General features: G+C 30.5%; 23 protein-coding genes. 17 read left to right on the forward strand and 6 right to left on the reverse strand.

Going from position 1 to position 24,327, the window contains the following annotated elements; translation table 11 throughout:
• From Ctaglu_RS12825 to Ctaglu_RS12860, 8 genes are all read left to right on the forward strand, one after another.
• A complete protein-coding gene (locus Ctaglu_RS12825) occupies positions 1-1,875 on the forward strand; it encodes a M56 and phosphodiester glycosidase domain-containing protein (RefSeq protein WP_125002257.1) in 1,875 nt (624 codons plus the stop codon).
• Positions 1,876-2,120: 245 nt separating this feature from the next.
• Positions 2,121-3,194: a phosphodiester glycosidase family protein gene (locus tag Ctaglu_RS12830; RefSeq protein ID WP_125002259.1), complete on the forward strand. Its 1,074-nt coding sequence runs from the start codon at positions 2,121-2,123 to the stop codon at positions 3,192-3,194.
• A gap of 12 nt (positions 3,195-3,206) precedes the next feature.
• Entirely contained in the window at positions 3,207-4,259 is a 1,053-nt protein-coding gene (locus tag Ctaglu_RS12835; RefSeq protein ID WP_125002261.1) for a hypothetical protein, read from the forward strand.
• A 200-nt stretch (positions 4,260-4,459) separates the two neighbouring features.
• Entirely contained in the window at positions 4,460-5,347 is an 888-nt protein-coding gene (locus Ctaglu_RS12840; RefSeq protein WP_125002263.1) for a sulfite exporter TauE/SafE family protein, read from the forward strand.
• Positions 5,348-5,595: 248 nt separating this feature from the next.
• Complete coding sequence (locus Ctaglu_RS12845; RefSeq protein WP_125002265.1) at positions 5,596-6,381, forward strand: ABC transporter ATP-binding protein; 786 nt, start codon at positions 5,596-5,598, stop codon at positions 6,379-6,381.
• A gap of 2 nt (positions 6,382-6,383) precedes the next feature.
• Entirely contained in the window at positions 6,384-8,048 is a 1,665-nt protein-coding gene (locus Ctaglu_RS12850) for a hypothetical protein (RefSeq protein WP_125002267.1), read from the forward strand.
• A gap of 285 nt (positions 8,049-8,333) precedes the next feature.
• Positions 8,334-9,497, forward strand: coding sequence for a beta-aspartyl-peptidase (gene iadA, locus Ctaglu_RS12855; protein ID WP_125002269.1), 1,164 nt, complete (start codon positions 8,334-8,336; stop codon positions 9,495-9,497).
• Positions 9,490-10,311 carry a metallophosphoesterase gene (locus Ctaglu_RS12860; protein ID WP_185732703.1) on the forward strand — a complete coding sequence of 274 codons (822 nt, stop codon included), beginning with the start codon at positions 9,490-9,492 and terminating at the stop codon, positions 10,309-10,311. Before iadA ends, Ctaglu_RS12860 begins: the two co-directional genes overlap by 8 nt.
• Positions 10,312-10,322: 11 nt before the next feature.
• Here the strand turns inward: Ctaglu_RS12860 and corA are convergent, their stop codons facing one another.
• Entirely contained in the window at positions 10,323-11,276 is a 954-nt protein-coding gene (gene corA / locus Ctaglu_RS12865) for a magnesium/cobalt transporter CorA (RefSeq protein WP_207669477.1), read from the reverse strand.
• A gap of 231 nt (positions 11,277-11,507) precedes the next feature.
• On the opposite strand from corA, the gene Ctaglu_RS12870 reads away from it, so the two are divergent.
• The 5 genes from Ctaglu_RS12870 to Ctaglu_RS12890 all read left to right on the forward strand — a co-directional run bounded on the left by Ctaglu_RS12870 (position 11,508) and on the right by Ctaglu_RS12890 (position 15,385).
• Positions 11,508-11,948 (forward strand): GatB/YqeY domain-containing protein, encoded by a 441-nt coding sequence (locus tag Ctaglu_RS12870; protein ID WP_125002275.1) that lies wholly within the window; start codon positions 11,508-11,510, stop codon positions 11,946-11,948.
• A 150-nt stretch (positions 11,949-12,098) separates the two neighbouring features.
• A complete protein-coding gene (gene speE / locus Ctaglu_RS12875) occupies positions 12,099-12,971 on the forward strand; it encodes a polyamine aminopropyltransferase (RefSeq protein WP_125002277.1) in 873 nt (290 codons plus the stop codon).
• 112 nt (positions 12,972-13,083) lie between these two features.
• Positions 13,084-13,281 (forward strand): cold-shock protein, encoded by a 198-nt coding sequence (locus Ctaglu_RS12880; RefSeq protein WP_125002280.1) that lies wholly within the window; start codon positions 13,084-13,086, stop codon positions 13,279-13,281.
• A gap of 155 nt (positions 13,282-13,436) precedes the next feature.
• Complete coding sequence (gene aspD, locus Ctaglu_RS12885) at positions 13,437-15,074, forward strand: aspartate 4-decarboxylase (protein WP_125002282.1); 1,638 nt, start codon at positions 13,437-13,439, stop codon at positions 15,072-15,074.
• An 83-nt stretch (positions 15,075-15,157) separates the two neighbouring features.
• Positions 15,158-15,385, forward strand: coding sequence for an alpha/beta-type small acid-soluble spore protein (locus tag Ctaglu_RS12890; protein WP_125002284.1), 228 nt, complete (start codon positions 15,158-15,160; stop codon positions 15,383-15,385).
• A gap of 68 nt (positions 15,386-15,453) precedes the next feature.
• On the opposite strand, the gene greA is transcribed toward Ctaglu_RS12890, so the two are convergent.
• Positions 15,454-15,918, reverse strand: a complete 465-nt coding sequence (greA, locus tag Ctaglu_RS12895) for a transcription elongation factor GreA (RefSeq protein WP_125002286.1) — start codon at positions 15,916-15,918, stop codon at positions 15,454-15,456.
• Between the two features lie 265 nt (positions 15,919-16,183).
• Here greA and Ctaglu_RS12900 point away from each other — a divergent pair, with 265 nt between their 5' ends.
• The gene (locus tag Ctaglu_RS12900) at positions 16,184-17,530 is read left to right on the forward strand and encodes an MATE family efflux transporter (RefSeq protein WP_125002288.1); all 1,347 of its coding nucleotides are present in this window, start codon (positions 16,184-16,186) and stop codon (positions 17,528-17,530) included.
• Between the two features lie 57 nt (positions 17,531-17,587).
• On the opposite strand, the gene Ctaglu_RS12905 is transcribed toward Ctaglu_RS12900, so the two are convergent.
• From Ctaglu_RS12905 to Ctaglu_RS12915, 3 genes are all read right to left on the reverse strand, one after another.
• Complete coding sequence (locus tag Ctaglu_RS12905) at positions 17,588-18,097, reverse strand: DUF2179 domain-containing protein (RefSeq protein ID WP_125002290.1); 510 nt, start codon at positions 18,095-18,097, stop codon at positions 17,588-17,590.
• A 180-nt stretch (positions 18,098-18,277) separates the two neighbouring features.
• On the reverse strand, positions 18,278-18,643 hold the full coding sequence (locus Ctaglu_RS12910; RefSeq protein ID WP_125002292.1) for a YopX family protein: 366 nt from the start codon (positions 18,641-18,643) through the stop codon (positions 18,278-18,280).
• A gap of 100 nt (positions 18,644-18,743) precedes the next feature.
• On the reverse strand, positions 18,744-18,890 hold the full coding sequence (locus Ctaglu_RS12915) for an aspartyl-phosphate phosphatase Spo0E family protein (protein WP_125002294.1): 147 nt from the start codon (positions 18,888-18,890) through the stop codon (positions 18,744-18,746).
• 545 nt (positions 18,891-19,435) lie between these two features.
• On the opposite strand from Ctaglu_RS12915, the gene Ctaglu_RS12920 reads away from it, so the two are divergent.
• The 3 genes from Ctaglu_RS12920 to Ctaglu_RS12930 all read left to right on the forward strand — a co-directional run bounded on the left by Ctaglu_RS12920 (position 19,436) and on the right by Ctaglu_RS12930 (position 22,981).
• Positions 19,436-19,984: a ParB N-terminal domain-containing protein gene (locus Ctaglu_RS12920; protein ID WP_125002296.1), complete on the forward strand. Its 549-nt coding sequence runs from the start codon at positions 19,436-19,438 to the stop codon at positions 19,982-19,984.
• Positions 19,985-20,261: 277 nt separating this feature from the next.
• The gene (locus tag Ctaglu_RS12925) at positions 20,262-21,389 is read left to right on the forward strand and encodes an ABC transporter ATP-binding protein (RefSeq protein WP_125002298.1); all 1,128 of its coding nucleotides are present in this window, start codon (positions 20,262-20,264) and stop codon (positions 21,387-21,389) included.
• The gene (locus Ctaglu_RS12930) at positions 21,389-22,981 is read left to right on the forward strand and encodes an ABC transporter permease/substrate-binding protein (RefSeq protein WP_233439770.1); all 1,593 of its coding nucleotides are present in this window, start codon (positions 21,389-21,391) and stop codon (positions 22,979-22,981) included. Before Ctaglu_RS12925 ends, Ctaglu_RS12930 begins: the two co-directional genes overlap by 1 nt.
• 113 nt (positions 22,982-23,094) lie before the next feature.
• On the opposite strand, the gene Ctaglu_RS12935 is transcribed toward Ctaglu_RS12930, so the two are convergent.
• Complete coding sequence (locus Ctaglu_RS12935) at positions 23,095-24,213, reverse strand: NADH-dependent flavin oxidoreductase (protein WP_125002300.1); 1,119 nt, start codon at positions 24,211-24,213, stop codon at positions 23,095-23,097.
• Between the last annotated feature and the right edge of the window lie 114 nt (positions 24,214-24,327).

Raw genomic sequence — 24,327 nt, forward strand, 5'->3', positions numbered from 1 at the left:
ATGTTGTGGCTTATATCTATTTTTAAGTGGGTATTATATTCAACAGCTTTGGCAAGTGTTTTAAGTTTAATAGTTCTTCTTTTTAAGATATTGTTTAAAGAGAAGCTAGGGGTGAGGTGGCACTATGCTATTTGGCTTATTCTTATAATTAGATTATTAATACCTTATGGACCACAAAGCTCATTAAGTGTTTTTAATATTTTTAAATTTAGCTATGAAAATCCTACACAAATCCAGTATACATTAAAAAATGAAACAACTGGGAAGATGCAAAATTACAATGAGGCAAAATCAGCTGAAAATAATAAAAATCTAATAGGTAAGGAAAATGTAACAGCAAGTAAAGACAAAACTAGACTACGCAGTAGCCTAACAATTTTATGGAAAAACATAATTAAAATTAAAGATAGTTCCGTGAATTTGCAGCTAATAAGTTGCATCTGGTTACTGGGAGTCATAATAATTGCTACTTATACAATTATTATGACAGTAAAATTAAAGGATAAGCTTAAAAATCAGCATATATGTGTAAATCAAGAATTTATAAGCCTTTTATTACAATGTAAAAATAAGCTTAATTTGAAATCTAATATAAAAATTATTAATACTAATTTAGTTAAAACACCCTGTGTTTTTGGGTTTGTAAAACCAAAATTATTATTGCCTATTGACATAGAAAATTGTCTAAATCGAGATGAATTAGAGTTTGTAATTTTACATGAATTAGCTCATATAAAACGAAAAGACATACTAGTAAGTAGTATATCTGGCGCACTTCAAATAATACATTGGTTTAATCCTATTATATGGTATTCATTTTACAGAATGCGTAATGATAAGGAACTCGCTTGTGATGCATTAGCTTTATCTTATGTTAATTCAAATGATTATATAAATTATGGGAAAACTATTATAAAATTATTAGAAAGTTATAAAAAGACAACCCACACATATGGAATGGCTTGCATTATAAATAATAAATCTCAAATTAAAAGGAGAGTTACTATGATATCTAAGTTTAAGAAAAATTCATATAAATGGTCAATAATCCCTGTACTAGCATTAACGTTAATGGGAGGAATAATGCTTACTAATGCAAAAAATAATCCGGTTTTGGCGGATAATAAAAAAAATCCAACCCTAGTAACCAACAAAATTTCAAGTGATGAAAGTAAAACAAAAGAAAATATTATTACTGAGCATGAAATTATTGGTAAGCATTTTAAAGGTAAAATCTTAATGATACCTGGCGGTAAGAAAATTGTTGTTGGAGTTAATAATGATATTTCAAAAAATGTTAAAACTACAAGTCAAATAGCTAAAGAAAATAAAGCAATATGCGCTATTAATGCAGGGGCGTTTACAGACGATTTAGATAATGGGTTCTCTCCAACAGGACTTATAATGCATAATGGAAAGGTTATTTTTAATGATATAGAAGACAATGCCAAAAAAACAGAAATTGTTGGTTTTACAGACAAAGGTATTCTTCTGGTTGGCAATCATTCATTAAATGAATTAAAAAATCTTAATACAACAGAAGCTGTTAGCTTTGGACCTGCACTTATAGTTAATGGAAAACCTACAATTAAAGATGGTAGCGATGGTGGAATGGGAATGGCTCCAAGAACAGCAATAGGACAAAAAGCAGATGGCACGGTTATTATGCTTACAATTGATGGTAGAAGAGTAGAATCACTAGGAGCAACATTACTAGATGTGCAAAATATACTTTTAGAGCATGGAGCTTACAATGCATCAAATCTTGATGGAGGAAGTTCTTCATCTATGTATTATAATGAAAAAGTGATTAATAATCCATGTGATAGTAAAGGGGAGAGATTGGTAGTATCCACTTTTATGGTATTACCTTAATCAAGGACAAAACGATTTTACCTTATTTTATCCTTAACCTAATACTTATCTTTAAGGTTAATTTCTGGCATTCTCTTGTTTTTGTCTACAACTTGCCAAGGAATGAGTAGCAACATGTGGAGAGATTACTGATGAAATATTTGGTGGATTCCAAAGGCAATATGATATTATTTATGATAAATACAATAAAAAAATTATATTAATATCTTATAGAAATATAAACTGTAACTGAGAGGAGAAAAGCTATGTTCAAGGGAAACAATAATAGCATAATGGATAAGAGGAAAAACAAAAAAAGTAGAAGGTTTAAGCTATTTGTATATTTTATAATGTTTGAACTTTTTTTCTCCGTAGCCACTTCGCCATTTATAGTGTATTATGGACCTTTTAATACACTTAAAAAGATGGTGGTTGGTGCAGCTATGTCTAGTTTTAAGCATCAATATTTAGCTACATTATTTTTGTCAAATTCACAAATAGAAAAAATAAGAAATGGTGATATTTCAACTGTGCCTGCAGATACAAATTCGAGTGATAATTCCACACAACAACAAGATTTAAATAATATAAACACAAATTTAAATGATAATAGTATAGAATTAAAAAAAATTCAAGGAAAAAAATTTAGTGGATTAATGATGGTTGTACATAATCCAAGAATGTTGAAGGTAGGGTACTCTAAATTATTAGGAGAACAAGGAGAAAAAACTAGTACCATTGCCAAAGAATTTAATTCAATAGCGGCTATAAATGGCGGTGGATTCACAGACAAAGCACAAAACTCCACAGCTACATGGACTGGAACAGGGGCATTACCAATTGGTATAGTTATGGCAGCTGGTAATGTTATTTATCCTAAAGAGATAGCAGATCCAAATAAGAAAATAGCTGGAGATCTAGTAGGTATAACCAAAAATGGTGTATTAATTGTTGGAAAGTATAGCTTAAATGAGCTAAGGAAAAATCAAGTAACAGATGCAATGACATTTGGACCAATTTTAATATTAGATGGTATTACTAAAAATAGAGAAGATGGTGTAAATATAGATAATCAAGGCCCTGCACCAAGAACTGCCATTGGTCAAAGGAAAGAAGATGGGGCGATCTTGTTACTTGTAATAGACGGAAGACAAGGACTTCAAATTGGAGCTACAATAAAAGATGTACAAGATATAATGAAACAAGAAAATGCCTTTAATGCGATTAATTTGGATGGAGGGGCTTCAACAACTATGTATTATGATGGAAAAGTTTTAAACAATCCAAGTGGTAAGTTTGGTGAACGCCCTATTCCAACAATATTTTATGTTAAAAAATAGGAGGTGAAATGAATGAAAGCTTCAAAAGTATTTATCCGATGGATAGTAATATCACTGATTCTTCAATGTTCATTATACCTATTTTTGGATAAAATATATTTTTCAGATGAACATAACATTAAAATAACTAAAATTCAAGATATAATAAAGAAAAAAACATTAAAACCTAATGTTACCTTTCCACAGGGTTATTCAGATGTCTCTCTTTCATATGATGGTTCATATACTACATATTTTGATAACAGCGGAGATCTAAAAGTCTTAGATACAGGCACTGGCAATTTTAAAAGTATTAAATTTAGAGGGGCTAAGTGTATATCCTATAAATGGTTACCAGATGCTAATAAGATAATGTTAGCAGAGAAGCTTACCGTTGGTAATTCAAGATATATAAAATTTTTCACCTATGATGCTGAAAAGGAAACAAAAGAAGAAATAAGAGATTATAGCTTAGATATTGCAAATGCTATAAAACTAGTGGATGAAAAAACAAAAGTTGATATTCAAGTATCTACTTTAACTGGATTAATGTATTTAAAAACATACAGTAATAAAATAACAAGTTCTGTATATAGAATTGATATAAATGAAGAAATGACTAAAATACAAACACATGGTAGAAGTATTAGTAGAATGGCTGTTGCATCCCACGATGATCATTTGGCTTATGAAGATTTAACTAACAATTTTATAAGAACAAATACAAAAGAAAGAATCATAAAGATAAATGGTTCTACTAACTTACTTTTATTAGGTGCGGATGGAAAAGATAATATTTATGTTGGGAAAAATGAAAATGGAAACGTTAGTAACTTACATTACGGAAAACTTTCGGATAACAAATCTAGTTGGAAACAGTTAAACTTAAAAGGAAATGTTTCACCTAACAAATTAATAATTCTTAAAAGTGGAGATGTATATACTATTTCTGATAATAGTATAATTAGGGTAAGTGATGATAAAAAAATAGATTTCAAGGGTGAATTTATTGGTATATACACGAATTATTTGGCATCAATTTCAAACGGGAAATTAGTTTTTGTGGAAATTAAACCATCACCATAAAATAAATTAGCGCATATGGAAATAGAACATTATTGATTCAATTGGTAATAAAAAAGTTAAACAACTTCATAAAGGAGTGGTTTAACTTTTTTTATTTAGTTATAGGTACAAACATTTTCGTATAGAAGACATTTGCATAGAATATACTATTCTTAATGGTATATAATGTATTGTTATAAATTCAGGAATGGGGATGTTGTATGGTTAAAATACTATTAGGGTTACTAATTTTGTTAACATTATACTTTGCCTTTATATATATTTATGACCTACTCAAAGCAGCAAAGGCAGAAAAAATCCGCAATAGAAATTTTATTACTTTTGGTATAATAGGGTTTATAGCTAATTTTTTTGATACTTTAGGAGTAGGAAGTTTTGCTATTATAACATCCATAGTAAGGTTCTTAGAATTGACTGAGGATAGAACCCTTCCCGGTACTTTAAATGTATCTTGTACAATTCCTACAGTTTTGGAGGCAATTATTTTTTTTACTGTAATAAAAGTTGATAAAATAACATTGATTTCAATGATTATTGCTGCAGTTTTAGGTGCAATAATGGGAGCAGATATTGTTGCAAGATTTAACATAAGAAAAGTAAGAATTGGAATGGGACTCGCACTAATTACGGTTGCTATTATTATGCTTTCAGATTTGTTGCATTTTATGCCAATCGCGGGAACAGCTAATGGGCTTACAGGAACGAGGCTTATGATAGCCATTGGTTGTAATTTTATACTTGGAGCTCTAATGCAACTAGGTGTTGGTCTTTATGCTCCTTGTATGGCATTAATTTATGCACTTGGAATGAATCCTCTTGCTGCTTTTCCAATAATGATGGGCTCCTGTGCTTTCCTTATGCCGGCGGGATCTATTGAATTTGTAAAAAATGGGGCATATGATAGAAAAGCATCCATAGCTATTACGTTGTTTGGAAGTGTTGGAGTATTAATTGCTGCATATATTGTTAAATCCCTACCACTAGGTATTGTTAAATGGTTAGTGGTAATAGTTGCAATATACACATCAATCATGCTATTAAAATCTGCGCATAAAGCGCGCGTACAAATTATAAAAAGGGGAAAGTGATACACTATTTACTATTAAATCATCACTTTCCTTATGAAATGTCGTTAAAGAAATTATCTTTTTACAGAGAAAACTTTATTAACTATTACCTATTAGTTATAATAATGTTATAATTTATATATAATGTAAATTTTGCCGAATAGTTAAAGTCGCAAATACGCAATTGATAAACTTAAGGGCTTATATTTATGGGTGTTTTTTATATAAGAGTTTCAATGAATAGAAAGAACTAAAGAGGGGGAGGTATCATGGAAAATTCAGAAATTATAATATCAATTAAAGATTTACAAATGAGCTATGGTAGTAAAAAGGTGCTTAATGGGATAAATTTAGAAATTCCTAGAGGGCAGATAATAGGTTATATAGGGACTAATGGCGCCGGTAAAAGTACAACTATAAAAATAATGCTAGGGATATTAGAAGGATACACAGGAACAGTTGAAATATTAGGACAAGATATAAGTGATGGAAGCATAGAATATAAAAAGAAAATAGGGTATGTACCAGAGATTGCAGACATATATGAAAACTTAACTGCTTATGAGTATCTAAGCTTTCTAGGTGAAATATATGGATTAGAAGAGAAAAACCTTATTGAGAGAGCAAAAAAAATGATGTGCTTATTTGGAATGGAAGACGTTATAAATTCAAGAATATCTTCATATTCAAAAGGTATGAAGCAAAAGCTACTTATAATATGTAGTTTGATTCATAATCCAGAAATATTATTTTTCGATGAGCCTTTAAGTGGACTAGATGCTAATAGTGTAATGGTGTTTAAAGAGGTTATGAACACTCTTGCAAAGGGAGGTAAAACCATATTTTATTCTTCACATATAATGGATGTTGTAGAGAAAGTAAGTGATAGAATCTTACTTTTAAATGATGGAAAAGTAGTTGCAGATGGAAGTTTTGAGCAGCTTAAGAATAATCAAAAGGAAGGTTCACTTGAAGAAATATTCAATCAATTAACAGGCTTTAATGAGCATGCAGAGATTGCAAAAGAATTTGTTTCTTTGGTTTGTGAGGTGTAAATATGAAAGATTTCATCGTGCTTAAAATATTAGATAAATTTCAATTATTATATAAAAAATCAGGCATTAATTATAAGACTATGAGAATGATTCTGCAGATAAAGCTAACCATGGATGGTCGTAGAGTAAGTACTGCTATGGGAAATAATAAAAAGACAGATGAGGATAAGGATAAGAATAATTATTTATCCTTATTGATGGTCAATGTATTTATGAGTATTTTTATTGGATTAATAATGATGGGTGATATGCCAGCTATGAAAGCTACAAATATTGTAATAGGTATAAATCTATTTATGATGATATCACTTATGATATCTGACTTTTCAGCAGTTTTACTAGATGTAAAAGAAAAAAATATATTGTTACCGAGACCTATAGATAGTAGGACCTTTAATGCAGCTAAGACTACTCATATATGTATATATTTAATGGGTTTATCACTGTCATTAAATTTGATTCCACTAGTTCTTGGTACAGTAAAATATGGAGCTTTATTTTTTGTTATATTTAGTATAGAAAATATACTGGCAGTACTAATAGTTATAGCTTTAACAGCGCTATTATATACTTTAGTTTTAAAGTTTTTTGATGGAGAAAAACTAAAGGATATAATAAACTATTTTCAAATATTATTAGCATTTGTATTTGCCTTCGGGTATCAGCTAGTTGCTAGGGTTTTTGATATGAAAGGTATGAATAGTGAATATGTGCCTAAAATTTGGCATGCACTACTTCCATCTATGTGGTTTGCATCTCCCTTTGGAATATTGATAGATGGGAATAAACAATCTTTCTTAAAAATTTTACTTTCACTTGCAATAGTAGGTCCCATTACCTTAATTACGCTTTATATTAAAAGAGTAGTACCTTATTTTGAAAAGAACCTTCAAAAATTAAATGAAAATGGAGGAGTTGTAAGTAAGCGAAGCGCAGCTAGGCAAAATTTTATAGCAGGGCTTGTTTGCAAAGATAAGATTGAAAAAAGTATGTTTAAATTTACTCAAAACATGATATCCACAGAAAGAAACTTGAAGCTTAAGGTGTATCCATCACTTGCAATGGCGTTTTTTATACCAATCCTATTTGTGTTTATGGATAGGGGAAGTGGTAAATCCCTCATGGCTAATATTCAAACAGGCTATGGTGGGAAAATTCATTTATTAATGTATACGAGTATATTCTTACTATGCTTTTGTACAGCGTTTATAAATAATAGTGATAATTATAAGGGGGCTTTTATATACAAGGTATTGCCTATAGAAAAACCAGGAGTACTATTAAAAGGAGCAATAAAAGGAACTATATTCAAGCTAATAATACCAGTCTATATATTAGAGTCTATAGTGTTTATAATATTTAAAGGACCATCAATAATTATAGACTTAATAGTAATGTTTTTAGTTCTTATAATATCATCATTAGTGTATTTTAAAGTATCCAATAAGGCAATGCCCTTTAGCGTAAAGTTTGGTACGGCAGATAGTGGGAAGCTTATAATGCCATCCGTAATCACAATTTTTTTGCTTTGCGGCTTTGCTGGAATACATATAATTATTAGAAATAATATGATATTTGTTGATGTTTATGCGGTGCTACTTTTAATAGTTAATGTAATCCTTTGGAGAATTAGCTTTAAGGAGTGCTGGAAGGATATAGAGATGTAAAGATTTGTTCATTATGAAAATATAGAGATGAACTTATCTAGATTATAAAATTAATTATGATGAGATTCTTAGAAAATTCGTTGATGTTGATAGACTTCAATGATGTGAGGCTCAATGGATAAAAGTCGGGAAATTAGCATAAATAACTTTAATTTATTAAAGTTATTTATGTTTTTTTTATATAAAGATAAGGATTTTAATGTATTTTTGTATATGACAAATTAGCTGGGAAGTGTCATAATGAATTGTATAGGGTATTTTGAATAAACAGCAAGGAGGAATTTTATGATTACAATAATTAAAAACGGAGAAGTCTATGCACCAGAGTATATAGGGAAAGTAGATTTAATCATTGCGGGAGGAAAAATTGAGGCTATTGCTCAAAATATTTCAATTCCAGAGAAATTTGCCACAATAAAAGTAATCGATGCAACAGGAAAACTTATATTTCCAGGTTTTATCGATTCTCATGTACATATTTTAGGGGGAGGGGGAGAAGGTGGATTTAAGACCAGAACACCTGAGATTCAGCTTTCGGAAATTATAGCTGGTGGTGTCACAACAGTGGTAGGTTGTTTAGGTACTGATGGGGTATGTAGAGATGTAAGATCACTTCTTGCCAAAGCGAGGGGGCTTGAAGAGGAAGGAATTAGCACTTATATTTACTCAGGATCCTACGAAATACCGGTAAATACCATTACAAACAGTTGCCGCTCTGACATTATGATTGTAGACAAGGTTATTGGAATAGGAGAGATAGCTCTTTCAGATCATAGGTCCTCACAGCCTACTTTTGAAGAATTTATAAAGGTAGTAGCAGAGGCTAGAGTAGGCGGAATCCTTTCAGGTAAAGCTGGAATTGTGAATGTACATCTTGGCGATGGAGAGAGAAGGCTAGAATATTTAGTCAATATGGTAAAGCAAACTGAAATACCAATTAAACAGGTTATACCAACTCATGTTAACAGAAGTATTTCTGTGTTTAATGCAGGAATAGAATTTGCTAAACTGGGAGGAATTATTGATATGACTACTAGCTTTGATCCACAGCATCTTGAGGTAGATGAAGTTAAAGCAAGTACAGGTCTTAAAATGGCACTAGACAGAGGAATACCAGTAGAACAAATTCAATTTACTTCTGATGGACAAGGAAGTATGCCTATCTTTAATGAAAAGAGAGAATTTATAGGTTTAGGAGTTGGGTCGATTAAGTCTTTGTATAAAGAGGTTAGAGATGCAGTACTTAAAGAGGGAGTAGACTTAGAGACTGCACTAAAAGTAGTTACTTCAAATGTAGCTAGGAATTTAAAACTGCATAGTAAAGGACAATTAAAGGAAGGCAAAGATGCGGACATTGTAATAGTTAACAAAAATGATTTAAATATAGAAAATGTATTTGCTAAAGGGGTGGAAATGCTTTTTTTCGAAAAGGGGAAAAATTATGACTAATACATTTCACATTTTAATATACTTATTTCTTTTTTTTACATTTTGGATTCTAATTGAAGCTCAAGTTTATAGAGTTCGACGGATTAGAGTTGTGAATAGCAAGATACCAAAAGGTTTTAAAAAATTTAAAATAATTTTTATATCAGATATTCACTATGGGAAGACCTTTAGGTCCAAAAGGTTGATAAGTGTAGTAGATAGAATTAATAAACTAGAGGCAGATATTATAATAATAGGTGGAGATTATTTAGATATTTCAGTGAAAAGCAAAAGGGACGTAAGTGTTTATTTAGATAAAGAGTTTGAAATTTTAAGAAACTTAAAAGCTAAGCTAGGGATTTATACTGTTTTAGGAAATCATGATTATTATAATAGGAAGGATGCCCTATTAAATGAAATTAGCTCAAGTTCTTTTAAGTTACTTAAAAATACAAAGGAATTCATTAATTTTGGGGAAGATAGTATAAAGCTAGTAGGAATAGATGATTTATTTGAAGGAAATCCCCAAATTAGCATGCTTGAAGAAAATAGTAATAAGTTCACTATTGCTATATGCCACAACCCGGATTTTTTCAGTGATTATAAAAATCTGATTAATTATGACTTAGCACTATCAGGGCATACTCATGGGGGCCAAATAAATTTTTTTGGATTATATGCACCATACACATCTTCTAAATATGGTCAAAAGTATATAAAGAAGATAGTTCATGAGGAAAATAGAGACATAGTATTAACCCGTGGAATAGGTAATGGAATGCTACCTATAAGATTTTTTGCTATGCCAGAAATTTTAGAAATTAATTTAGAATAGTGATGAGATTATTACAACCATTTTTTCTTTTTAAAATATATGATTTCGCATAAAGAACTAAAAATCATTATAAATATAACAATAAAATAACTGTATTTAGCATGTAGTTCGGGCATATTTTCAAAATTCATACCATAAATTCCTGTTATAATTGTAAGTGGCATCATAATTGTAGTGATTATAGTTAAAACCTTCATAACTTTATTCATGGAATTAGATAATTGCGAAGAATAAAGCTCTAAACAAGATGTAACCATTTCATGGTCAGATTCAATTAAATCATATATACGAAGTATATGATCATATATATCAGAGAAATATAATCTGTATTTTTCAGTTATAATATCATCATGCCTCAAAAGAGTATTTAATACTTCTCGTAGCGGAGAAACAACTCGTCGTAGCTTAATAACGCTTTTTTTTACTCTCATAATATTGTTAAGTGTATTTTGAACAGGGTTGTTCATGGATTCTTCTTCTAAGATATTGATTTTTTCTTCAAGTTTATCAGTTATAACAAATAATTGGTCTATTGCTTCATCAAGAATATGATATAAAACAAAATCACTTCCATTAGAAACAACGGCTAAACCTTTGTCTATGCCATTTATAATTTTTTTTATTGATTTGCTTTCGCCATAATGTATTGTTATAATATAATCCGAGCTAATATATACATATATGTTATTATAAGAAAATGTATTATTTGGATGACTATCTGATGTGGCAATAATTAAAAAATGATAATCATTGTAGTCGTTTATTTTACTCCTCCTACTCTTATGAATGCAGTCATCAATAGTGAGAGGATGAAAATTAAATTTACCTTTCAAAAATTCAAAATCACTATCAGTTGGATTATTAATATTAAGCCAAAACACTTCTTTTGTATTTGATGTGTTATTAGCAAAGGCTTTATCTAGGGTTTCAAATTCATGCACTTTATTATTAATATAACTAATCAAAATAACACTTCCTTTACATCTTTCCGTATCCATTTCATGTATGTCGCCTCTTAACTAATTTTAATATATATATTATAACATTATAATGCTTTGAATTCAGATGTTTATGGTTTTTTTAGAAATACCATGTCAGTTTGTCTTTTATAGCAAATTAAGGGTATAATGTATATAGAACAATATAATATAAGATAATTTATTGAAAAACACTAAATCAATTGGAGGTACGTACATATGTTAAAACAAACATTAAAAGATGATATTATTAAGTATATGAAGAGTAAGGATAAGATAAGACTAACTGCTTTAAGGACTTTAATGGCTGAGGTTAAATATAAGGAAATGGACTTAAAGAAAGAACTTGAAGACAATGAGTTAATAGGTATTATTGAGAAAACAATTAAACAATTAAATGAAACTCTTAGCTATGCAAAACAAGCGAGCAAAGAAGAGATTATAGCTGAGACAGAGATTGCCATTGAAATGTTCACAGCTTATATGCCAAAGCAATTTACAGACGAGGAAGCAAAGGCAATTGTCGTTGAAGTTATTGCAGAAAATGGTTTTAAGGGAAATGGTGACATGGGTAAGGTTATGAAGGCTGTTATGCCACACTTAAAAGGAAAGTATGATAGCAAGAAGATAAATCCTCTTGTAAAGGAATTACTGGCGTAAGAGAAAAAATTTGGAATAGAATGTAATAGAAAAGTAAGCTAACAATCATAAATTTATGATTGTTAGCTTATTTAAATTTATGGTATACTAGGTGTGCTAACTTTTTGAGATACAAAAGGTAGATATATTTATTACAATGGAGGAATTATTATGAAAATGAATGAGTTACCAACGTATTTTAAAGAAATTGATAATGAACTATGGTTTGAAGAAGTTGAAGTTGAGAAGAAAAATTTGAAAATTACTTACAAAATCAATAAATGTTTTTCCTATTCTAAGTCTCCATATCAAGAGGTAGCACTTATTGATTCTGCGGCATTTGGTCCGTGTCTTGTTCTTGATGGTGTAATGCAGACCACTTCGGCAGATGGCTTTATATATAATGAAATGATTACTCATATTCCAGTACTTACTCATAAAAATCCACGAAAAGTATTGGTAATTGGTGGAGGAGACTGTGGAGCGGTAAGAGAGTTATCAAAGTATGAGGACCTTGAGATAATTGATATGGTGGAACTTGACGAAGTAGTAACAAAAGAATGTATAAAATTCCTTCCGGAAATAAGTGGAGGTTCTGATTTTGATAAAAGAATCAATTTTAAATTCGGAGATGGAGTTGAATATGTAAAGAGTACTGATATTAAGTACGATATAATCATGGTGGATTCACCAGATCCTGAGGGACCTGCTAAGGATTTATTTGGAGAAGAATTTTATAAAAATGTAAAGAAAACATTGAATTCTGACGGAGTAATGGTATGTCAAAGTGAATCGCCAATGATACATCGTAACATAATTGAGAATACAAGAAGCATATTGAAGAAGAACTTTAAAATTGTAAAAACTTATATAGCGTTTGTTCCAACTTATCCAGGTGGATTATGGAGTTTTACAATGGCGTCAGATGTTTATGATCCTAGCAATATGGATGTAAGTAAATTGCCTTTTGAAACTCGCTATTTAACAAAGAACATTGCAAAATCTTGCTTTGATCTTCCAAATTTCATAAGTGATCTAAAATAGGAACACAGAAAATTGATATTTTTTGAATGTTGTGTTATATTGTTAAAGAAGCATTGTTGATGCAAAATTAATGTATCTCACAAAATAGTGTTTTGTATTTGGAGGATAATTAATGAAAATCGGAACAGTAAAATGGTTTAACTCAGAAAAAGGATTTGGATTTATTGAAGTTGAAGGTGAAAAAGATATTTTCGTTCATACATCTGCAATTCAAAATTCAAGAAAAAGTCTTGAAGATGGCGAAAAAGTTCAATTTGAAACAGAAGAAGGACCTAAGGGACTTCAAGCAATTGAGGTTTCAGCAATATAAATAGTATTTATAGTAAGAAAGACCACCTTTTATAAGGTGGTCTTTCTACGATATGGTAGCTTATTTTTTGATGGAATCAGGCTATTAGGTTAAAATGAAATTATTTAGGCATAATAATAAATAGTAAATTAATTATAAATAGGGGGTATCAGATATTGGATAAGTTAAGTCTTCAGCGTAAAGAAATAGAAGAGGTTTATGGTAAAATAAGCCCTTTTGAACTTAAAGATAAATTAATCAATCTTGCGGAAGAATCAAAGAAAAGTGGTACACACACACTTCTGGATGCAGGTAGAGGAAATCCTAATTGGATTGCAGCATCTCCAAGAGAAGCATTTTTTACTTTTGGTCAATTTGCTATTGAAGAAAGTCGCAAGGTGTGGAGTGAGAACGACTTAGCTGGAATGCCGAGGAAAGAAGGAATTACAGAGCATTTTATAGATTTTGCAAAAAAACATCAAGATGCTCCAGGAATTGAACTTCTTTGTAAAATGATTGATTACGGTATAATAGTCAAAAAATTTAATTCAGATGATTGGATTTACGAATTAGTAGATGGAATTATTGGCGATAATTATCCGAAACCAGATAGAATGTTAGTACATGTTGAAAGTGTAGTAAACGACTATCTTGTTCAGGAGTTATGTTACAATGAGCTACTTCCAGGGAAGTTTAAAACATTTGCAGTTGAAGGTGCTACGGCCGCGATGTGCTATATTTTTGATACATTGATTGCAAATAATATATTGTCAAAGGGAGATAAAATCGCACTTATGGCACCAATTTTCACACCTTATCTTGAGATACCTCATTTACCACGCTATAATTTTGAAGTTGTTGAGGTTTTGGCTGACGAAATAACTGAAGATGGTAGACATACATGGCAATATTCTTCTAAAGAAATTGATAAAATAAATGATTCAAGCATAAAGGCATTATTTATAGTTAATCCAAGTAATCCAGGTTCTGTTGCAATGCAACCCCAAACTGTTAATCAGTTAAAAAACATTGTAGAGAATGTTAATCCAGATTTAATGATTATTTCAGATGATGTATATGGTACTTTTGTAGACAAGTTCCGTTCATTAATGGCAGATTTGCCATACAATACAATTGGAGTGTATTCTTATTCAAAATATTTTGGAGTAACTGGCTGGCGTCTTGGAACTATTTCACTTTATGAAGACAATGTATTTGATAAACTATTAAGGCAGCAAGATGAAGACAAGAAGGGGAGGGCAAGAATACGCTACGGCGGAATTTCTACTGAGCCTGATAATATTGCTTTTATCGATAGAATAGTAGCAGATAGCCGTCAGGTAGCACTTAATCATACTGCAGGATTATCAACCCCACAACAAGTTCAAATGGCGTTTTTTTCGGTATTTGCTATAATTGATAAAGAAAATAAATATAAACAATTAACAAAAGATATTTGTCGTAACCGCAAAAAACTTTTGTCCGATGGATTGGGACTGGATTTACAGGAAGATCCTTTCGATGCGTCTTACTATACTCAATTTGATTTACTAGAGTGGGCAGGTCGAAAATATAATGCAGAATTTATGGAATATTTACAAGCAAATTATAAACCAGTGGACATTCTTATACGTCTAGCAGAGCAATCTTCTATAGTTTTGTTAGGCAGTAGTGGATTCCATGGCCCAGAGTGGGCTATCAGAATATCACTTGCAAATCTTAATGATGAATCTTATTCTGAAGTCGGAAAAGTTTTACATAAAGTATTGGAAGATTATGCAAAAGAATGGAATGAATCTAAACAAGCTAAGTAAAGCTAATGAATAAAAAATCCCTTTTTAAAAATACTAATTGTAGATATGCAAAGTAGAAATAAAAATTATAGGGAGGGATTAAGATGACTAAAAGAACATTAGTACCAGAAGCAATGGGAAAACTTGAAAAATTCAAAATGGAAGTAGCGGAAGACATGGGACTAGGCGACATTGAAAACAAAAGTGTATATATGGGAGATGTTCCTAGTGGAATTGTAAATAAGATAAAGAATTCAGGTAATGTTGGTGGAGAGATGGTAAGGCGAATGGTAGAAGCAGCAGAAAAAAATATGGTTGATAATAACAAGTAGAAAGCATAATGAAACTAAAAAATATAAGCAGAGAATTATCTCTGCTTATATTTTTTAGCTTTATTTTATTAGTAAATTTTTTCTATAGTTACTTCATAATTACCCTCTGGAGCTAAAACAATGCACTTATCTCCAAGGGATTTCTTGTATATTGCCATGCCTAGTGGAGATTCAATACTTATATTCATTAACTCGGGGTCAGTCTCTACTGTAGATACAAGGCATACTTTCTCAATATCATCTGTATCAAGGAATTTAATATCAGCCTCACCACCAAGACCTAAATGCTCATCATTACTGTAGTCTTCTACTACAGTACAACTTCTAAGCAATTCTTGAATCTTAATTACTCTATCATTATTGGTGGCTTCATCATCTTTAGCTGCATCATATTCTGCATTCTCACTTAAATCACCGTGACCCTTTGCTTCTTTAATTGCTGCTGTTATTTCTTTTCTTTTTTCCCCAGTACGAAGTTCTAATTCTTCTTCTAATTTTGCTACTCCACTAGGTGTTAATATTGTATTTTTCATAATTTGTCACTCCTAACAATTTTATCCTCTATAATTTATTCTCTATAATTTATTCTCTATATTTAAATTAAATTAAATTAAATGTAGAGAAGACAATAAAGAATTATTATATCATATTTTTGGTGAAAATATTTAATGAAATCTTAAAATTCAATGATTTAATAATAATAAAAACATATGTTATACTATAAAGTAGATATAGTAATGGTGAAATTTTCATACTCAGACATTTTATATTTATATTTTGATATGGAGGATAATTTTTATGAATCAAACAAAAGCACTAGGAACAGAAAGTATAGGAAAACTACTTTTTAAGTTTTCTATACCTGCAATAACCGGAATGATTGTCAATGCACTATATAACATTGTAGATAGAATTTATATAGGTCATATTAAGGGTGTAGGATCAAATGCACTATCAGGACTTGCTATAACCTTTCCAATATCAGTTATTATAATGGCCTTTGGCATGCTTGTTGGAATAGGTGCTAGTGCAGTTATATCAATAAGACTAGGAGAAAAAAACAAAGAGGCCGCAGATGATATTTTGGGAAATGCAGTGATACTCATAACAATAATATCATTAGTACTTAGCTTGATTGGAGTTTTGTTTTTAAACAAGCTTTTAATCTTATTCGGAGCAAGTGGAGAGAGTATCCCCTATGCAAAAGCATATATACAAATCATACTTATGGGAGCGGTTTTTCAAAATATAGGATTTGGTATAAATAATATAATTAGAGCTGAAGGCAATCCAAAAATGGCAATGCTAACAATGGTATTTGGTGCAATTATTAATATTATATTAGATCCAATATTAATATTCGGTTTTAATATGGGAGTTGAGGGTGCTGCAATAGCAACCATAATTTCTCAAGCTTTTAATACTCTATGGGTACTTAAATATTTTACTTCTAAAAACAGTGGAAGTGTACTTAAAATAAAGAAAGTAAATTTAAAGCTTCATACACACATTGTAAAGGATATTTTTGCTATTGGTATGGCGCCTTTTTCTATGCAAATTGCATCAAGCCTTGTAATTATTTTATATAATAAAGGTCTTTATGCTTACGGAGGGGATACTGCAATAGCTGCAATGGGAATATTAAATAGTATATCAATGCTTATTTTTATGCCTATATTTGGTATAAGTCAAGGAATTCAGCCTATAATAGGATATAATTATGGGGCTAAATCCTATTCAAGAGTTTTAAAGGTTTTAAAGTATGCAATAATCGCAGGGACTTGCATTGCTACAATTGGATTTATAAGTGTACAACTGTTTGCCAGGCCTCTTATTGGTGTGTTTGTAGGTAATAATCCGGAACTAATAAATATGGGGGCACGTGGACTTAGAATTGACTTGATACTTTTACCTATTTTAGGTTTTCAAATTTTAGGAGCAAGCTATTTTCAAGCAATAAATGAGGCGAAAACCTCAATGATTCTAAGTATTTTGAGACAAGTCATAGTACTAATTCCTCTTATTCTTATACTTCCATTATTTTTTGAATTGGATGGACTATGGCTTTCACAACCTTGTGCAGATTTGATTGCTACAGCATTAACAGCATTTTTCTTATACAAAAGTATTAATAAACTTAAATAGAGATTGTGCCACCCAAGTGGCAAGTGGCATCAATGCCATTTGCCACTTGGGTGGCACTTATTTTCTAATACCATAACCCCCATATATAGTTTTAGTATCCACTAGGGAAATTACAGCGTTAATATTGGAATTTGTTATTAATTGTAATATTTTAGACTTTCTTTTTCTTTTAACATGTAATACAAGTATTTTTTTAGATTCTTTTAGACCTTCTGCGTCCATAATAGTAACTCCTACATTTTCTGATCTCAATATTTTAGCTAGTGTCGGGCCATCTTTTTCAGATACTATTGCATTTATGGTTACTAGTCCTAGTGCTAGTTTTTCTTCTAAAATGCAACCAATATAATTTCCACAAGCAAATCCTAATGCATATGCTACCATTTTGAATGGTTCCTCATTTATTCCAATAAGTACTGTGGTAATTAAATACAACCATATAATTACTTCGAAAAAGCCGATAATAGAACCATAAAATTTTTCACCCCTAGTTATAAGGACTGTTCTAACTGTTGCTAAGGAAACCTCAATTATTTTAGCGAGAAAAATGAGGATGTAAATAAACATATGCAGCACTCCTCTATTAAAAAATTTATAGATTGTAACTCTTCTATTATATTCTATAATTTAATTGATTAAAAGGGTTTTACTAATACATATGGTAAAAAGTTAATATATATTTATGTTAATAAAAATAATTTTTAAAATTACAGCTAGCACGTGACATATAAGCCTAAAAGTAATAAATTATTTATTATATAAATCTGGATTTTCAAATTTATTTCCAAGGATATCTCCCAAAGAGACGTCAATAATACTCCGACTTGAAGAGTCTTCCATACCTTCAAGCTGAAAATTCCTTATAGTATCATTCCAAACCACATTGTAAACAGTAGATGAAATCTTAATATAATCCCCTTCATATACATTGATTCCATTTTTATCAGATAAGTATACCCATTGAAGTAATTCGTATTCTTCAACGGGCCTCCAAGTCACACCAGGGAGTTTAAGAGCAGAAGGAAGGAAGCTTTTTGCATCAAAAGTCATGCCTTGTAGTTTATGCATTTTCTGTCTATAATTATCCCAAGCTTTAAATTTTAATTGTTTCAATTTAAGTTACCACCTTTTCTATTTATAATTATATTTATTATCTTATCCAATTCGCGATGTCACTCATAAATTAACTGTTCAATAGCACAATAAAAAATAACTAATATTTTTCTGAATAATACATTAATATACATTTATCTAATCTTTGACTTAATTTTAATACATCCTTATGATTTAAGCCTTTTAGTGAAATAAGTCTTTCTAATTCTTCTCTAAGTTTTTCTGTATCAAGTATAGGATTACCCATTAATTATTATTCCTTTCTGAATTATTATAATTTCCATAAATACAAATTATACTATAAGCACAATAAAATACTGTTATAGTAGAGTATATTGATTTTTATGTAACCACTAGATCCATAAAGTTTACATGAAAATAGGAAAATTAATCTCCATTTATAAATACGTTAATATATTTAGATTTAAGGGGGGAAAAGAAAAATATATTAAATAATAGAAGAAAAGAAGGGCAATGGGATTAAAATTGTAATTTTATGCGTGAAATGGTACAATGAATATATAAGTAAAGATATTGAAAGATAACATTTGTTGGTCACAAATAAAAAAAAATTAGAATGGGGTGAAGTCTTTGTTAGCTTATAATAATTATACGTTTGAAAAATATTTAAAAATATCTAACATAGGACTAAGTAAATTCACTTTAGTAAAAGTTAATATGGAGTTAAATTACAATTCAGTTTAAAACACCTAGAAAGTCACATGTGATTTCTAGGTGTTTTATTTTTAGAATTTGAGAGTTTAAAAATATAAAATTAAAAGGAGAATAATTATGAATAAAAGTGAGATTATTATTAAGGGATTACCTGTAAAAACAACTAGGCTAGAGAATGGAGACGTTAATTTACTCTTTAAAATAGCTAATTATGATAAGACACAATCAATTTATAGAGTAATTGTAAAAAAGGATTACTGGAGAGATGCAGTAATAGGTATGAAGGATGTAAATTACTTTGTTATTAAAGGTGAATTGAAGGCCTGCGTAAATAGCAAAGGTACACCGTTTATTTCAGTAGAGGCAACCTCAATTAAAATATTCCATTTGTTAAAAGATGAGAATGGACAAATAGATTTAAATTATGAAATGCCAGCTGGAACTGATGAAATAATGGATATTTCAAAGCTAGTAAATGAAAATGAAGATCTGTCAATAAAACGTTCAAAGAATAAAGCAATAAATTATATGAAGAATAATAATAAATTTAACAAACCTATTGTTGTGAAAAAAGGAAGCCTTGTAATAGTATCAGGATATGATGAATATGCTGCAGCACTAGAACTTGGAATAAATAATGTACCAGTTTCATATGCAGATAATTAACAAGTGGGAACAATATTCCCACTATTTTTTTCGAATATGAAATCTTTAATATAGAATATTCTACAACTATGCCATATAGCTACTTAATGGGAGGAATATCTAGCATATGTTTCATTTTTGCCACTATGTAAACTATATCTTAATATTCAAAGAACTATAACATTTGTTCTTAGTTTATGGAGTTATGTAAACAGGCAATCCTATGATACCATATAAGTTGTCAGTTATAATTAAAAGACAATAGCTGACTTTTATTAGTTTATTGAGGAGAGGGAATATGTTAGAGTTTAAGAATATAACAAAGGTTTTTAAAAACCAAACAATAATTAAGGATATTAGTTTTACTGTAAATAAAGGAGAGTTCATAATTATAGTAGGACAAAGTGGTTGTGGTAAAACCACAACTTTAAAAATGATTAATAAGTTAATTACACCAACTTCGGGAAATATATATTTAGATGGTAAAGATATATCAAAGGAAGATACCATTAAGATTAGGCGAAATATGGGATATGTCATACAGCAAACAGGACTTTTACCACATATGACTGTAGGAGAAAATATTGGATTAATACCAAGACTCGAAAAATGGTCAGAGGATAAGATAGTTGAAAGAACAAATGAGCTTTTTAAAATGGTAGGGATGGAACCCGCACAGTATGTAGATAGATATCCTTGTGAACTCAGTGGAGGTCAGCAGCAAAGAATTGGCGTAGCAAGAGCTTGGGCAACAAATCCTGATATAATTCTTATGGACGAGCCCTTTAGCGCACTAGATCCAATTACTAGAAATCAGCTTCAAGATGAATTGTTTAATCTTCAACAAGAGTTTAAAAAAACTATAATTTTTGTAACTCATGATATGGATGAAGCACTTAAGCTTGGTGATAGAATTTGCATTATGAAAGACGGGAATATACTTCAGTTTGATAGTCCAGAAGAAATTTTAAATAACCCCGCTAATGATTTTGTTAAAGAGTTTATAGGAAAAAATAGGATATGGCAGCAGCCTGAATTTATAAAGGCTAAGGATATTATGATTACTGATCCAATTAAAATTACCGGGAGTAGAACAGTAGTTCAAGCTGTAGAAATCATGAAGTCACATAAAGTAGACAGTTTATTAATTGTTAATAAAGAAAATATTATAGATGGAATTGTTACTCTAAAAAATATTAGAAGAAATACCCTAGGTTCTATAAAGGTAGATACTATTATGGGGCGTGAAATTAAAACTGTTAATTTGAATGATTCTCTAATAGATATACTAAATCTAATGAATGAACTTCAAATTGGGTATGTGCCAGTTGTAGATGATAGTTCAAAATTAGTTGGATTAATTACTGAAAATAGCTTGTTAATAGTTTTAAGCAATCAGTATATTAACCAGGAGGTAGAGGCGTAATGGATATGATAAATTCAATATCTAAATTTAATGACTTTGTAGTTTTAAGACAAGGTGAGATAATAAATTTAACAATTGAGCATATTCAATTAACCATATTTGCTGTAATTATAGCTATAATTGTTGGAGTTCCACTAGGTATATTAATATCTAGAGTTAAAAAATTATCTGGACCAGTTATAGGTTTTGCAAATGTAATACAAGCAGTACCTAGTTTGGCATTATTAGGATTTTTAATACCAGTACTGGGAATAGGTAGCAGACCAGCAATCCTTATGGTGTTTTTATACTCCTTACTTCCTATTATAAAAAATACCTATACTGGACTTATGAATATAAATCCGGATGTAATTGAGTCTTCTAAAGGTATGGGTATGACAAATAAACAAATACTTAAACTTGTTCAAATACCACTTGCACTTCCAATAATTATGACCGGCATAAGAGTAGCAGCAGTTACTGCGGTTGGACTTATGACAATTGCTGCTATTATAGGAGCAGGTGGACTTGGATATATGGTATTTTCAGGAGTACAGACTGTAGATAACTATATGATTCTAGCCGGAGCAATTCCTGCATGTCTACTCGCACTATTAATGGACTTTATTGTGGGGAAAATTGAACAAGGCGTAACTCCTCCAAGAATCAGAAAAGCGGATGGCACAATTAAGCTGTCTAAGAAGAAAAAATATAAGATTAACAATATGCAAAAAATTGTAGCTAGTAGCTTATTAGTTATTATTGTAGCTAGTTGTACATTCATATTTACTAGAAAGAGTGATGTGATTGTTGTAGGTTCTTCTAATAGCAATGAACAGACCATATTAGGGAATATGTTATCAATATTAATAGAAAAAAATACAGACTTAAAAGTACAAAGAAAATTTAATTTAGGAGGTTCAGCAATAGCTTTTACTGCATTAAAAGCCGGTAAAATAGACGTGTGCCCTCAGTATACTGGTACTGCTTTAGTTGATATCATGAAGAAAAAACCTATTAGTGACCCAGATAAGACTTATGAAGTTGTAAGTGATTATTCTAGTAAACACTATGCAATAACATGGCTAAAGCCTCTTGGGTTTAACGATACTTATGCATTAGCTGTAAGTCAAGACACTGCTCAAAAATACAATTTAGAGACTGTCTCGGATCTAGCAAAGGTAGGTAACAAACTTGTATTAGGTTGTACAATAGAATTTAGTAATAGAGAAGATGGTTATTTGGGATTAAATAAATTATATAACTTGAAGTTTAAAGGTGTTAGAGCAATTGACGGTGGCTTAAGGTATACAGCCTTAAATAACAATAAAACGGATGTTCTAGATGCTTTTAGTACTGAGGGATTGCTAAAGGCATTTAAGCTTAAGGTTTTAAAAGATGATAAACATTTCTTTCCACCTTATTATGCCGTGCCAACAATTAATAATAAAATGCTTGAAAAACATCCAGAACTTAAACCTTTAATTAATAAATTAGCTGGAAAAATTGATGATGAGACCATGATAGATTTAAATTATAAGGTGGATAAGCTTAGTCAAAAGCCAGAAAAAGTTGCAGAAGACTTTTTGAGAAGAAATAAATTGATTAAATAGTAGGCTATTTTACTAAGGCTTTAAGTTATAAGAAAAGTGCCAGATATGATTTAATTTCATATCTGGCACTTTTCTTATATAAATGCATTATGCAGTTTAGATCTATAAAAGAATTATTCTGTAATTGGGAACCAACCAGGTGTGTTTATAATTGCATTCCAAAGTGGTGCTGGTATATCTAGCTCTTTTTCTTGAGTTTTACTCAAGGTAGTACGTATTTCTGATATTTTCCCACTTTGAACTTTTAAAGCCCACTCTGGGTCCATGATTATCTCTCTGCCAAGAGATATAAAATCTACACCACTATCCAATGCCTTAATGGCATCCTCTGGTGTATGGATGGAACCCACGCCAATGAATGGTACTCTACCATGTATCTTGTCCAAAATTTTGCAAATAATAGGACTTGTAGTTTTTGTATCCCTCATTGAGCTCTGCCAAAAATCCATTATTGAACTATGCAAGTAACTTAGTCCTTGATTTGCTAATATATCTATAAATAAAAGGGTATCGTCTAGAGTTATACCTGGGTTCTCCATTTCCTCTGGTGAAAAACGGTATCCTACTATAAAACTATCACTAGCGTTTTCTTTTACTACTTTTTTAACTTCTGCTATAATAGCCAATGGGAAATTCATTCGTTTTTCTACATTTCCGCCCCAATGATCTTTTCTGCGGTTAGAGTGTGGAGAGAAAAATTGTTGTAATAAATATGTGTTAGCCCCATGAATTTCTACACCATCAAAACCGGCTTCTATAGCTAATTTTGCTGTTTCACCAAAGGCTTTAATAGTATCTTGAATCTCTGCCTGCGTCATTTCTCTAGGTGTCATTGCGCCTGGTCTTTCTGGTGCTACTGCGCTGGCACTAATAGTTTGTCCATCCGGTATATCAGCAGGGATTGCCATTCTACCTCCGTGAAATATTTGTAGGATTGCCAATGCGCCTTCTCCTTTTATGGCTTCTGCTAATTTTTTTAGTCCTGGTAAAAAGCTGTTATCATAGGCAGCAAATTGTCCTGGAAAACCTTTGCCAGATAAGCTTACATAGGTTGCAGCAGTAATTACAATTCCTACCCCTTTTGACCTGGCCTTATAATAACTGAGTTCAGCCTCAGATACAGTTCCGTCAGGGTTTCCTGAAAAAGTGGTCATAGGTGCCATAACTATGGGGTTTTTTACATTTATTGATGAAGCTAAAATTCTAGGTTGGAGTAGTCTTTCAATTTTCAATTTAATCTCTTCCTTTCAAAATAAATCTTAGTATGTTTTTCTATTATTTTAATATTACTACAGTTTAATATGTTTGTAAACAATAATAATTATTAATAAATATTTATTGATATT

This window comes from Clostridium tagluense (assembly GCF_003865095.1).
Taxonomy (GTDB): domain Bacteria; phylum Bacillota; class Clostridia; order Clostridiales; family Clostridiaceae; genus Clostridium_AD; species Clostridium_AD tagluense.